Raw genomic sequence first — 14,293 nt, 5'->3', positions numbered from 1 at the left:
ATGGAAAAAATATTTGTGACAGGTGTAAATGGATTGTTAGGCACAAATCTATCCGTTGATTTATTAGAAAACGGTTATGTTGTAAAAGGATTTCTACGAGACAAATCAAAATTTCAAGGACAAAATCATCCTAATTTAGAACTAATAGAAGGGAATTTATTTGATGATTTAACACCAATTCTAAAAGGAGTTGATACAGTTATTCATATTGCTGCTGAAACAAGTCAAAATATCACAAATTATATGGATTATTGGAAAATCAATTGTAATTTAACTAATCAAATTCTTACTTCTTCAATTCAGTGTAAAGTAAAAACATTTGTTTTTGTAAGTACTGCCAATACTTTAGGGTATGGTACAATAAATGATTTGGGAACCGAAATAAAGGAGATAAAATCACCATTCAAATTTTCTTTTTATGCTAAAAGCAAATTAGATGCGGAAAATGATCTATTGAAAAAAAAGGACAATATCAAACTAATAATTATTAATCCCACTTTCATGTTAGGACCATTTGATACAAAACCAAGTTCTGGAAAAATCATTTTCATGGGGTGGAAAAAGAAAATAATATTTTTCCCCCCAGGTGGGAAGAATTTTGTGTATGTAAAGGATGTTTCAAAAGGTATTATTTCGAGTCTACATAATGGAAAAAGTGGAGAAAAATATCTTATAGCAAATGAAAATTTAAGTTTTAAAGATTTCTTTAAAAAATTGAATCATTTAGAAAATCAAAATTCTTTAATGATAAAAATACCAAGAAAAATACTAATTGGAATAGGATATTTAGGAGATATTTTAAGGCTTTGCAAAATTAAAACAAACATAAGTAGTATAAATATGAAAATACTTTGTATTGACAATTTTTATGATAACAAAAAATCTATTTTAGAATTAAAATTGAAATATACATCCGTAGATTATGCTATTAAGGATGCTATAAAATACTTCAACAACAAGCAAATAAAATAGATATGTAAAAGTGAAAATATATCCTATTTCTATTTTTCTTATCCAATATACAACGCAAAAATACAATACAAATTTTCAAAGTACTTATTCAAAGGGATCCTTATTCAAAAGTAACAATTAATTAAGACAATAATTTTAAAAAAAAATTGCAATCAAAAATCAATAAACTTCTTAATGAACTCAATGAACAACTCAACTTTATCAATTTAGAGATTGATAATCAGTTAACACGTTGTGAAAGTGCTATTGATATTATTCTCAAAACAATTCAAGCTTTAAAATTAACAATCAATAAAAATAGTTTTAAAAGTGAAGGAGAAGAAATTCAATTTTTTAAAGAAACAAAACCTCAATTTGTTTCAAAATTAATTTACTACAATACCATCTTTAAAATTGAAATGAAAAAGCCAAATGGTGGTAACAGAATATTAAAAAAATACTACAACAACGAACTCGGTAAGCTAAAAGCCTTTTTTGACAATGAACTCGAATTTTATAAATACTACCGTTCCGGTAGCACTTATTTAGATTACAAATATTTTCTTCGTGGTAAATTCGACATAAAAATGTCGCTAGACAATCATTACTTTGAATCAGACACAAAGTTTTCAACCTCACACGACTTCAAAGTCGCTAAAATCCTAGCTAATGATTTAATTCAACTTTATTTAGAAAACCAATTAATCTTGATTGACAACAAAGATGGCGCTGAAAAATCACAACGCAAACCGAACATAAAAATGACATGGACCGGTTCAAAAGTGGCACTCATTGAGTTAATGTATGCGTTACATACAGAAGGTGTTTTTAATAATGGAGCATCCGATTTAAAGGATATTGCTGAATATTTTGAACATATTTTTGAAATAGATTTAGGGCAATACCGTCGTGCTTTCCTTGAAATTCGAGCAAGAAAAAGCGATAAGACAAAGTTTTTAACGACTTTAAATGAAGCCCTATTAAAAAGAATGGAAAATTCAGATGAGGTCATTTAAATAAAAATCGTTCACAACACGAACCCCGTTGTGAAATAAAACAAATCAATCTTCACAATTTTGTACCATAACAATCTAAAATAACAGTTATGGCAGTACAAGTTATCACAATCGAAGACCTCAACGAATTCCGCAATCTTCTTTTAAATGATTTAAAAGAAATCATTCACTCCAAACCACAACAAACTAAACAGTGGATCAAATCCAAAGAAGTCCGTAAGCTGTTAAACATTTCTCCAGGTACTTTACAAAATTTACGAATTAATGGTACACTAACCTATACTAAAGTTGGTGGTATCATGTATTACGACAATACAGACATCGAAAAACTCTTGCATGGAAACAAGATAAATGCTTTGCCTACACTCTTCAAGTAATCCTTCATTGCGAGAGCTTGCACAGAGCGTAGCCGAAGTGAAGCAATCTTTTGAAATATTGCTATGTCATTCCGAGCTTGCCTGCACTGAGCTTGTCGAAGTGTCGAGGAATCACATTATTCGTAATTCGTAATTTTTAATTCGTAATTCTCATGAACTACATCAAACACCTAACCGGTTTCTTCATTCGCATAGCCTCTGAAGAAACCATTTACCCAACACATATTAGCTTGTATATAGCCTTATTTCAAAGTTGGAACATTAATCGATTCAAAAATCCAATTTCCATTTCAAGAGACGAAATGATGAAAGCCAGTCGAATAGCTTCAAAAGCAACATATCATAAGTACATTAAAGAACTACAAAGTATGGGATTTATAGACTATTTGCCGTCATACAATCCGTATGCCGGCTCCGAAGTAATCCTGCATGACCTGTCAGACAGAAAAGCTGTTTTTAAAAATCAAACCAGTTCAATTATTGACCAAACCCTACCAATAAATAACCAAGCTAATAGTAACGATGCTGAACAAGCCAATGAACCCAATATATATAATAACAAAACATCTAAAAACAATAAAAACATATCTATAGACAACAATTTTAAAATTTTAAATAAAGAAGAGTTTTTAATAACAGAAAAAAAAGAAATGTTGGAAACATTGGACGATGAAAATCGGCAAATACTTCAAACATTCGCTGACACCAATGAAATGAAAATAAAAAAAAGTTCCGCGAAAAAAAAAGAAAAAGAGAGTTGTCACACTGAGCTTGTCGAAGTGTCGCATAATTCAAAATCAATACCAACTATCGAACAAGTCAAAGAGTATTTCAAACAAAAAGAATATTCAGAATTTGAAGCAGAACGATTTTACAATTATTACACTAGCAACGGCTGGCTCATTGGTGGAAAAACAAAAATGATAGATTGGAATGCAGCAGCTCGTAACTGGATGCTAAATACGGCCAAATTCACAATAAATCTTCCGCAAAATCTTCAACAAAGAGAACAACCAAAAGCGAAACACTTACAAGTTACAGAAGACAAAAACTATGCAGAACCACTTTGACCTTTCTGTCATGCTGAACTTGTTTCAGCATCTCAAGCAATGTCACACTGAGCGCAGTCGAAGTGTAGTTTTAGAATCTGATAACAGATAACCTACTTGTAAACTATAAACCACCAACTATTTACAATGAGCTCCCAATACAACTATCCAGAAATCCTAACATGGTTAGAAAAAAAAGCGAAACAAGATTATGACTCAAACTTTCATTTCATCGCAGAAGACATGGAAAACATTACAAAGCTTGTCGCTTACTTTTTAAAAGATGAGCCAACAGCAAATCAATTCGGATTAGACCTAACAAAAGGAATCCTTCTCTCTGGTCCAGTTGGTTCAGGTAAAACCTCATTAATGACAATAATGAAATATATAACCCAAAAAGAAAATAAATTCTATATGCGAACCTGTCGAGATATAAGCTTTGAATTTATAAAAGAAGGATACGATATAATCCATCAATACAGTCGAGGTAGTTACTCCCAATCACAATATAAAAACTATTGTTTTGACGATTTGGGAGTAGAAAGCAATTTAAAATACTATGGAAATGAATGCAACGTAATGGCAGAAATAATTCTCTCAAGATATGATCTATTTATCTCAAGAAAAGTCATAACCCATATCACTACCAACCTATCAGCTTCAGAAATCGAAACCATGTATGGCAACCGAGTACGCTCCAGATTACGAGCCATGCTAAACCTCATTGCATTCGACAAAACCACCCAAGACAAACGCTAATCAGTCATTGCGAGGAACGAAGCAATCTCATCTCATTGTCATACTGAGCTTGTCGAAGTACTTTACTCTAAACAAATAAACATATAAACAAATAAACGCATCAACAATAATGTCACACTGAGCCTGTCGAAGTGCTATTTTACTATAAACGAATAAACAAATCAACGCATCAACTAATAAACACATGAGAAAAATAAACACCTTCTGGAACTGGTTCCAAGACAACAACCAAACCATAAAAAACCTCATCAACGAAACGCCAATAAAACAAAAACAAATCTGCTATTTGTTAAACAAACGATTAGGTTATTACTGCAAAGCATTAGATTTTATGATAGTTTTCCCAAAAAAAGCAACCCAAACAACAGAGCTAATCATTACGGCAAACGGTAATCCGGAATACTTCATCAAAGTAACCGATTTAATCAACAATGCTCCACAACTAAAACATTGGAAATTCACAGCATTTATTCAACCAACAGAAAACATAGATAAAATAATCGATGGATTAGATGACCAGTATATATTCCCAGAAATAACAATCAAAACCAGCGAAATCAAATTCTTACCACTGAATTACGATGACAAAATCAAAAAACTTGACATCATAATTTACTTAAAAAACTATAACATTCATTGCAATACTAAAATACTACTACAAGCCATATACATCATACTTCAAGACTTACTAGGAGAAAAATCACTATACCAAAACATCAACTTTGTACAATTAGCAAGAATGCCAAAACAAACCGAAACACTGATTGAATTATATGAATTGCAGCTTTACATCGACACTGTTAATTACAATTAAGTTTCGGCAGTAAATATAATTTACTGCCAAAGTTTAATTAATATCCAATTTTTAAAACTATATAATATGGAGGAATAAAAAAGATGTTTTGAGTTATCTGTTAGAAATTTAATGTTGCGAACTTTGAGACTCCAAAATTGTAATTAAATTCAATACATTTGCATATCATGCAAAGAATATGAGCAAAAAAGCAATTAATCGGTTAAAAGTAGTATTAGTAGAAAAGAACTTAACTAGTAAGTGGTTAGCTGAAAAATTAGGTAAAAATGAAGCTACTATCTCAAGATGGTGTACCAATGATGTTCAACCAAGTTTGAAAACATTAGTAGAGATAGCACAAATACTAGGAGTTTACCCTTCTGATTTAATAAATAACAATGAATCTAATTAATGGATAATTCAAATAAAATTTTAGAATTAAAGAAGAAGTTATCTGAAGAAATCTTAAAAGAGGATTCAAATAACAATTTAATTATTTCTTTATCTAACGAAATAGCAAGTTTAGATGAATCTACTGTAAGGTTTTCGGTAGATGCTGGAATCATTAATAGATTAGGAAAAGAACTTGTTGGAAAACAAGAAACAGCTGTTTCTGAGCTTATTAAAAATGCTTATGATGCAGATGCTACCGAAGTAAATTTGATTTTTGAAAATGCATGGAATAAAGGTGGTGTTTTAACGATTGAGGACAATGGTCATGGTATGAACCGTGAGCAATTAGTTAACGGTTTTATGAGATTATCATCTTCTGATAAAATACACAATCCAGTTTCTGAAAAGTATAAACGTCAAAAAGCAGGTAAAAAAGGAATTGGTCGATTTGCTACTCAACGTTTAGGGGATAAATTAATAATTATTACTCAAACCACTCAATCTTCAGAAGCTTTAAAAGTAGTCGTTAATTGGGATGATTTTGCAACAGATAAGGATTTACTATCTATTTCTAATTCAATTGAATTTATTCCAAAAACTAAAGATAGTGGTACATCACTAATAATCGAAGGACTTCGAGAAGGATGGTCTGATACTATGATTAAGAGAGTATACCGTTATACCTCTGAATTATTACAACCCTTCCCGCTTTCAAAAAAGAAAGAAGAAGAGAAAGAAAACTCTATTGACGAAGGATTTAAGAGTAATTATTACCGAAGAGAAAAAGGAGAATTAATTGCAATTGTAGACGAAGAAAAAGCAATTTTTCAGCATGCATTAGCAGAAATAGAAGGTTATGTTTTAAATGACGGTCAAGGTTGTTGGTCATTAAAAAGTGACAAACTTAATTTTCCAGAAGAAATTTTCCTTATAGGAAATAATGATAAGGATAAAGACGATACAACTACTCCTTTTCTGTTAATAAAAGGTGTCCATTTTAAAGCATATTACTTTATATATGAAGGTTCTTTATTTTCACCAGGTAATTTTACTTTTATACGAGATTTAAGTTATGAAAAAGGAGGAATTAAATTATATAGAAATGGTTTTCGTGTTTTACCTTATGGAGAGCAAGGTGATGATTGGTTAGGGTTAGATCAATCAAATAACAGAAGTATTGTATTAGGGCCTCATATGAATAGAAGCTTTTTCGGCTTTGTTGAACTTGAGGATAAATCTGGAAATTTCGAAGAAACATCAAGTAGAGAAGGTTTAATTGAAAATGAATATTTAAATGAATTAGTAAGCTTTGTATATCGTTCTATAACAAGTGCGGTTATAAAAGTTTCTGAATTGAGAGGTCGAAAAGCTACTGCTTCTCAAAAAGGTTTCAAAAAAGAAAATCCTACTGAAAAAGTTGATAGTGCTATTGAGAAAATAGAAGAATTATTTAAAGAAACTGAAACAAACAATGATAACTCTCATCAACTACCTTTAGGTAAAGGTGCGAATGAAAAAGCTAATCAAATTATCTCGAATTTAAAACAAGCTAGAGAAGAAGAAAAAATAAAAAATCAGGAACTGATTGATGAAATTAATATGCTTCGAATTCTTGCTGGACTAGGATTAGTAATTGGAGAATTTGTGCATGAAGTACAACGTTTTTTACCAGGTTTTGATGCAGATATCAGTTTTCTTAAAAATGCAGTTAAGGATTATAAAGACGTTTACGAAAGGACTGAATTATTAGAAACTAATGTAAAATCGTTTAGTGCTTATACCTCCTATTTCGATAAAACGATTTCAAGAAATGTCCATAGAGAATTGGAGCCAATAGAACTGAGAGATGTGGTTAGAAATTTTGAGTCAGTTATTACAAATGATTTGAAAAGAGCATCAATAAAAATGCTACCAACCAAATACGAAGGATATGACTTGTTCACAGTTCCAATGCATCCTTCTGAATGGGCATCTATATTATTTAATTTATATACTAATTCAAAAAAAGCTATAAAAAGAAGTAAATCTGACGGTGAAATTTTTATTAAATGTGGTAAAGAAGATAATATTGTTTACCTAGAGTTTTCTGATAACGGTGATGGAATTCCTAAAGAAAATGAAGAAAATATTTTCAATGCTTTCTACACTACATCAACTGTCTCTAATCATACTGCGGATGATGCAACAGCGCTTACAGGAACAGGTTTAGGACTTAAAATTATAAGAGATATAATTGAGTTCTACAATGGAGAAATATATGTATCAACTCCTACAGATGGTTTTAATACAACAATAAGAATTGAAATACCAAAAAAATAAAATAATAACTTATGTCAAGACCTAAATATATATACATCGATGACGAGAATGATGGTTCAATAACATCATTAATAAATGGTTTTAACGATACTGGTTTAATAGAAGTACATCAACTTTCTATTGAAAAGGGGTTGAGTTTTTCTATATTAGAATCATTAATAAAAAGTAAAATAACAAATGAGAATTATGATGGATTATTAATCGATTTAAGATTAGATGGTGAAGGTCCAAATCAATTAGAATATAGTGCTATTTCTATAAGCTCAGAGCTGAGATCAGTTTGTGCAAGGAATGAGTTAAAATCTTTTCCAATTATTTTGTGTTCAACATTAGATAAAATTAAAGAAACTTATAAATCAGATAAAACAAGTCATGATTTATTTGACTATACTTTTAGAAAATCAGAAAGTCCTAACTATGAAAGGTTTTCTAGAAAATTAAAAGCATTAGCAGAAGGATATAAAGAATTACCTTTTGATGCAAACTCTCTGAATAAAATATTCCAAAGAAATGATTTGAAAAATTTAGACCAGAGGATATTTGAGCGTTTTTATAATCAAGATATAGTTGTACCATATGATTTTGCACATTTCACCGTAAAAACACTTTTTCACTCAACTAACCCTTTAATAAAGGAAACAATTTTAGCTGCTAGACTAGGTATTAATATTGAAGCAAGTGGAGAACATTGGAGAGAACTACTATCAAAATTTGAAGATTGTAAATTTAATGGGGTATTTTCAAATGGTTGGAATAGATGGTGGGCAGATTTATTAAATACAAAATTAAAAGAAATTTCAGGAAAAAATTTTTCTTTTTTAAAAGCTGAGGAAAGAGTTGCTATCTTAAAAGAGGTTTTCGCTATTGAAGGAATTATTGCCGCTAAACCATTAAAGTTAAATACTAGTAGTGAATTTTGGACAATCTGTGAAGCTACTAAATGTCCTTTAGATCCATTGGAGGGCTTTAAAGTAAAATTATCACATGAATTAAAAGCATGGCAAGAATCGAAATATATTTCACTTTATGCAATTTTAGAAAGACTTGGAGCCGATAAAGGCATTGAGCCACATTATTCAGAAATTGAAAGAATTGAAGAATATAAAAGAAACTTATAAGATATGGCTGTAAGTAGTAAAAATATGAGTTTCAGAAATGAAAGAGCCAAAGATTTAAGACAATTAAGTCAATTATTATCAAGAGTAGTTGGTGGTGATGTAACCACTTCTGTTTTAGAAACTGTAATTTCTCAACTTCAAAATAAGGAATTTATTCCAACATTAAAAGACGGCTCTACCGATGAAAATGTTTGGGGATATGATATCAATGATTTCAAAATTCCTTTAGACACTCTTAATCATGTAAAACCAAAAGATATTACAAAAGGCGAAGTTATTTTGAATATGAGATTGCGTGCTAAAATTGAAAATTGGGAAACATTTAATGATCCTTTTATTGAATTAGGGTATAATGTAATGATTAAAGGTGTTGGTGATAAAACCTATCATTTTGGATTTCATATAGATAAACATGTTGGAAATCTTAACACAAAAGAGCCACATCCAATCTACCACTTACAGTATAATTTTAATCCAACAAAATCAAGCAATCCAAATTTGGGTGATTTATTCTATATTGATACACCTAGAATAATGCATAAACCTATTGATTTTATATTAGGAATAGGTTTACTTACTTCAAATTTCTATCCAATTGCTTTTGAATCATTACAAGAAGAAAGAGAGTTTGTTAAACTTAATCATAAGTATCAGGAAGCTTTTTGGAAACCTTACTTTCATACAATAGCTAATAAATGGAAACCTTTTCAAGAAGCAAGTATATTATGGAATCCAATTAACCAAATTTGCCCAATATTAATATGAGAAATATTTTCAGGTACTTAAAATCTTATTCAACTCAACCCTTTAAAGTTGATAGGCTTATAGTGTCTGCTTTTTTAAAAATTAATCAATTACAAGTATTAGAAAATCAATTTTTATTGGAATATTCAATTGATGAAAATCAAATTAATGAGCAAAAAAGTCTAATTGATTTTGTTGAAATTATTAATTCTGAAATAAATGTTTTTGACATAGAAAGTATGATTGAATTATTTGAATTTGTCATTTCTCCTTCAGATAGAATAATTAATGGCGCTATATATACTCCTAATGATATTAGAAATTACATTGTTAATCAAACTTTGAAAAACAGAGATATAGATTTTCAAACAATAAAAATAGCAGATATAGCATGTGGTTGTTCAGGATTCTTATATACTGCTGCTAAAGAATTAAGACAAAGAACTGGTAATACATATGCTTCACTTTTTCAAAATCAAATTTTTGGTTTAGATATACAAGAATACTCAGTTACTCGAAGTAAATTATTATTAAGCCTTTTAGCTTTATCAGAGGGTGAAGATATTGAACAATTTCAATTTAATATTCATCAAGGTGATACTTTAATATTTAATTGGTCAGAAGTCATTGATGATTTTCAAGGGTTCGAAATTATTGTTGGAAATCCACCCTATGTATCCGCTCGAAATCTTGATATTGAAGCCAAAGAAAATGTAAAACTTTGGGAAGTATGCTCAACAGGAAATCCTGATTTATATATTCCATTTTTTCAAATTGGATATGAAAATTTAGCACCTAACGGAATACTTGGATATATAACAATGAATACATTTTTTAAAAGCTTAAACGGTAGAGCTTTAAGAAAGTATTTTGTAGATAATCAAACATCAATTAGAATTATTGATTTTGGTACAAACCAAATCTTTAAATCCAAAAGCACTTATACTTGTATTTGTTTTTTAGAAAAAGTAGCTCAAAATTTTGTTGAATACTACAAATCGGAATCAAAAGAATTACCTGATGATAGAAATTTATTTAGTAGAGTTAATTTTAATAATTTAGATGCAAAAAAAGGTTGGAATTTAAACAACAATGAAATTATCACTCGTATAGAATCTGTTGGAAATCCTTTTGGTAAAGTATATAAAACAAGGCATGGTATTGCAACATTAAGAAATGATTTGTTTATTTTTAAACCTGTTGCTGAAGATGATGATTTCTTTTATTTACAAAATGGTAATTTATATCCAATTGAAAAAGGAATCTGTAAAGATATTCTAAACTCAAACAAACTGAGTAGAAGTATTGATTTTGATAGTGTAAGAGAAAAAGTATTATTTCCTTATAATGATAGCAATAAACCAAAAGCTTTAGAAGAAGAATTTTTGAAAGATGTATATCCTGAAGCATACAAATATCTGAAGAAAAAAAAACAAGAACTAGCTAAAAGAGATAAAGGAAAAGGCGAATATGAAAAATGGTTTGCTTTTGGTAGAACTCAATCTTTAGAGAAAGTTGGCAACAAATTGTTTTTCCCTAAATTTTCTGATCAAACTCCAAATTATCTTTTAAGTAATGATAATGATTTATTGTTTTACAATGGTCAAGCTGTTGTAGGCCATTCAGTAGAAGAAATGCTATTGATTAAAAAAATAATGGAATCTCGATTGTTTTGGTATTATATAAAGACTACAAGCAAGCCTTACTCTTCCAACTATTATTCTTTAAATGGGAATTACATCAACAATTTTGGAATTTGTGATTTTACAAATAATGAAATTGATTTTATACTTAATGAAGACAACAAAGAGGTTTTGGATACTTTCTTTGAAGAAAGATACAATGTTATGTTGTAGAGTATTAAAAAGCCATCATTTTCATAAAACGAATTCTAATTTATTAAACGATGGATATAAATTATAAAATAAAAGATTTTGAAAATAGAAATCCAATGTCAATCTTTTATGAATTCGGCTATGAACCTGATGATGTTAAATTGGAAATCATAGAATCATTTTCTAAATATTTTCAAAACCAAAAAAATCTAAAAAAATTTGCTATTTCTCACCTTATAAATAACTGGTTTTCTTTTATTCTTTTACAAGGAGAAAATCCTGAATCGGTTGAAAAAGTCGATTTATTTGTGAATATTTTTAATGATGCGAAGAAAATAAATCCACAAGAAACCATTGATGCATATACTTTTTGGTTGCCCGAAATATCGCAAAGCATTATTAGATATTGGAGTCTTTACAACACACAAAATAATTTAAAAAACTTATGTATTGAAGATTTTGCAATTGAAACGCTAAATATGATTGGAGTTTCAATTGAAGGAATTTTAAAGCCTTTTTTTAAATTAATCCTTGCTTTAAGTAGAATTCAGAAACGTAAATCTTATGACTTAAATGATATTAATTTAAAAGATCTTGGAGTGATTATTGACGAGTTAATTAACACATCAAAACTAAATGACCTTTTGATTATTAATCCACATACAGTTAGACTAAATCAATGGAGAAATATTGCGTATCATCATAATTCTCAAATTATAGATGGACAAATTTATTGTTCATATAAAAAAAACGGAAGCTTTATTGAGTTCAAAGTTTCACAAGATGATTTAGAAAAAACGCTAAAACATATTTTATTAATTTTTAAAATTGTGAGAATTAGCGAAACAATTTTTTGTTTCGATAATTTAACTAAAATCCAAAAGGCAACAAAAAAATTTGGTGCTAAATTTAATGTTAGAGAGGAAAGTAAATTAATAGACTTTTATTCACCAATCACCTCTCAAGGATTTAAAGTTATTGAAATGACAATAACTGATGAAAAAGCACTTTTAAAATTACAAGATATGCAGGAGTATCCTGATTTTCAAAAAAGAGCAATCCATTCATCTCAGTTTTTATATAATCTTTGGGAATATGCCAATTCTAAAAAATTAATTATTGAATATCTTATATTTAATGAAGAATTATTTTTAAGGTCTGAAATAGAATCAAATGAAATTATTCCCAAATTAAATAAAAAAAATAAGTTATCGGAACTTTTGAAAAACATTCAATTTACATATGTTACATTAAAATATAAACAAAATAAAAATCCATTTATTGATTTGAAAATTGAAAAAGAAAGTCAAATATTTTTCTCCCAAATAGGAGAAAAAATATCAACGAAAGAATTTGTAAAACAATTTACTTTAAGTGTGTTTAGTAATTATTTGGTATTTAAATCTGAAGGTATAACAGAAATACTTACTAATGTTGGCTCAGATGGTTCAATGACAACAACAAATAGGGAAAGTAATAACTATATTTTTAGAGTTCCAGCTACAATTAAAAGTAAAAAACTACAATTAAAAATAATTGAAGTTTTAACCTCGATTATTAATCTATATGAATTAGGTGAATTGAGTTGCGAAATTGTAGAAGAAACAAAAAATAATAATAGATACTATTTTAAAAAACAAATGTTAAAAAATCAACAGATTGAAAATCAAATTACTAAATAATATCTATCAATAATTTTTTAAAAAAGTTTATAATTAGTAGACAGTAAAAGCATCTTAAGAAAGGAAGGTATATATAAATATTCTAAATTTCAAATAAATTGATTAGCTGAATATTGTGTGCTCAACTGCCACTCCTTCCCAACGCTCCTAAAAAAATTACTGTCATGGTTTTTGTCCCACCGCACATCAAGCACATTGCCTGTTGGCTAGAGTGTTTAGTTTAAAACAGAAAAATTCGATAAGCCATCAGTCAAAGAGCTTGCCCATCGCTCCAACAAAAACTCGTATGCTTCACAACTCATGCCAGTAATTTTTTTCCCCAAGCTATGTTACATAATGTGGCATTATAGTGCATGAACAAAAATCCTGCTCCAATTCAACTACTTGTATGCACTATAATAACATTATGTAAAATATCTCCCTCACCCAACGCTCGTGTGGTTTGCTCCAGGACACCTTTTTTAAAAACCGTCATCCTGAGCGTAGTCGAAGGGCTCGCACCAGCCGATTTTTAAAAAAGGCATCCTTCACAAACCACTTTCACAATTCCGTATCACATTTATCTAAAATTGATTGATAATACATCGCATGAAATTCACAACTATTTTTATCATCTGTATGTTTAAATCGGTAGTGGAGTTTATCCAGAGCTTGTCGAAGGACATTGCTTTTGTAAGTTTTAAAAATGGCTTAAAAATTCAGTCTATCAATCATCGGATAAAGCCATTTTTAAAACCCACAAAACCAAAAAAGCCAGCATAAGTATTGTTTTTTATTTGCCAGAAACATCCCAAAAAATTGCTTCCGCAATAGCTCAATACCATACCATTCCATAAGTAAAATTTATCTATATAAAATATATCAGCATTTATACGCAAAATCGTGGTATTGGCTATTACAAAAGCAATCACAACATCCCTAGGAAGCAAACAAAAAACAACACCCATGCCTGCGCTACTGCCTCATCGCACTACGTAAGTCCTTGCAGTTTGCTTGCAGCAAACCCATTAAATTGAATTAGGTGGTTGAATTGGAAATCAAAAAAAATAAATAAAAAAAAGGAAGCAAAAATAAGTTCCAGGTATTCAGAAAAACAAGTTCAAGCCCTACGGGTTTTTAAAAAAATCTCCACCCTGACCGAGCGTTAAAAAATAGTCCCGCGGACTATTTTAGCGAAGGGGCAAGCAGGCGCGAAGGCAATTCTAGTTTTTAATTTATGTAATGACCGCGCACTGCAACTGTTTAATGCTTATTTAA

Annotated in this window: 12 protein-coding genes; all 12 read left to right on the top strand. The window is 29.5% G+C overall.

Going from position 1 to position 14,293, the window contains the following annotated elements; translation table 11 throughout:
• The 12 genes from J8H85_RS14395 to J8H85_RS14340 all read left to right on the top strand — a co-directional run bounded on the left by J8H85_RS14395 (position 1) and on the right by J8H85_RS14340 (position 13,036).
• Entirely contained in the window at positions 1-972 is a 972-nt protein-coding gene (locus J8H85_RS14395) for an NAD-dependent epimerase/dehydratase family protein (RefSeq protein WP_209655914.1), read from the top strand.
• A 146-nt stretch (positions 973-1,118) separates the two neighbouring features.
• Positions 1,119-1,967 carry an RteC domain-containing protein gene (locus tag J8H85_RS14390; RefSeq protein ID WP_209655913.1) on the top strand — a complete coding sequence of 283 codons (849 nt, stop codon included), beginning with the start codon at positions 1,119-1,121 and terminating at the stop codon, positions 1,965-1,967.
• Positions 1,968-2,056: 89 nt separating this feature from the next.
• Positions 2,057-2,344, top strand: coding sequence for a helix-turn-helix domain-containing protein (locus tag J8H85_RS14385; protein WP_209655912.1), 288 nt, complete (start codon positions 2,057-2,059; stop codon positions 2,342-2,344).
• Between the two features lie 152 nt (positions 2,345-2,496).
• The gene (locus J8H85_RS14380; protein ID WP_209655911.1) at positions 2,497-3,414 is read left to right on the top strand and encodes a transcriptional regulator; all 918 of its coding nucleotides are present in this window, start codon (positions 2,497-2,499) and stop codon (positions 3,412-3,414) included.
• A gap of 126 nt (positions 3,415-3,540) precedes the next feature.
• Positions 3,541-4,152: a P-loop NTPase family protein gene (locus J8H85_RS14375; protein WP_209655910.1), complete on the top strand. Its 612-nt coding sequence runs from the start codon at positions 3,541-3,543 to the stop codon at positions 4,150-4,152.
• A gap of 184 nt (positions 4,153-4,336) precedes the next feature.
• Complete coding sequence (locus J8H85_RS14370; RefSeq protein ID WP_209655909.1) at positions 4,337-4,966, top strand: hypothetical protein; 630 nt, start codon at positions 4,337-4,339, stop codon at positions 4,964-4,966.
• 178 nt (positions 4,967-5,144) lie between these two features.
• Positions 5,145-5,357: a helix-turn-helix transcriptional regulator gene (locus J8H85_RS14365; RefSeq protein WP_209655908.1), complete on the top strand. Its 213-nt coding sequence runs from the start codon at positions 5,145-5,147 to the stop codon at positions 5,355-5,357.
• Positions 5,357-7,657, top strand: a complete 2,301-nt coding sequence (locus J8H85_RS14360) for a sensor histidine kinase (RefSeq protein WP_209655907.1) — start codon at positions 5,357-5,359, stop codon at positions 7,655-7,657. The genes J8H85_RS14365 and J8H85_RS14360 overlap by 1 nt, the downstream gene beginning before the upstream one ends.
• An 11-nt stretch (positions 7,658-7,668) precedes the next feature.
• Positions 7,669-8,775: a hypothetical protein gene (locus J8H85_RS14355; protein WP_209655906.1), complete on the top strand. Its 1,107-nt coding sequence runs from the start codon at positions 7,669-7,671 to the stop codon at positions 8,773-8,775.
• A 24-nt stretch (positions 8,776-8,799) separates the two neighbouring features.
• A complete protein-coding gene (locus J8H85_RS14350; protein ID WP_209655905.1) occupies positions 8,800-9,540 on the top strand; it encodes a hypothetical protein in 741 nt (246 codons plus the stop codon).
• Positions 9,537-11,375 carry an Eco57I restriction-modification methylase domain-containing protein gene (locus J8H85_RS14345; protein ID WP_209655904.1) on the top strand — a complete coding sequence of 613 codons (1,839 nt, stop codon included), beginning with the start codon at positions 9,537-9,539 and terminating at the stop codon, positions 11,373-11,375. Before J8H85_RS14350 ends, J8H85_RS14345 begins: the two co-directional genes overlap by 4 nt.
• A 50-nt stretch (positions 11,376-11,425) precedes the next feature.
• Complete coding sequence (locus J8H85_RS14340) at positions 11,426-13,036, top strand: hypothetical protein (protein ID WP_209655903.1); 1,611 nt, start codon at positions 11,426-11,428, stop codon at positions 13,034-13,036.
• Positions 13,037-14,293 lie beyond the last annotated feature (1,257 nt).

Origin of the sequence: Mariniflexile gromovii, assembly GCF_017814435.1 — a bacterium.
Classification (GTDB): Bacteria; Bacteroidota; Bacteroidia; order Flavobacteriales; family Flavobacteriaceae; genus Mariniflexile; species Mariniflexile gromovii.
Note: the sequence above shows the minus strand (reverse complement) of the source record. Positions and strands in the feature narration are given on the sequence as shown.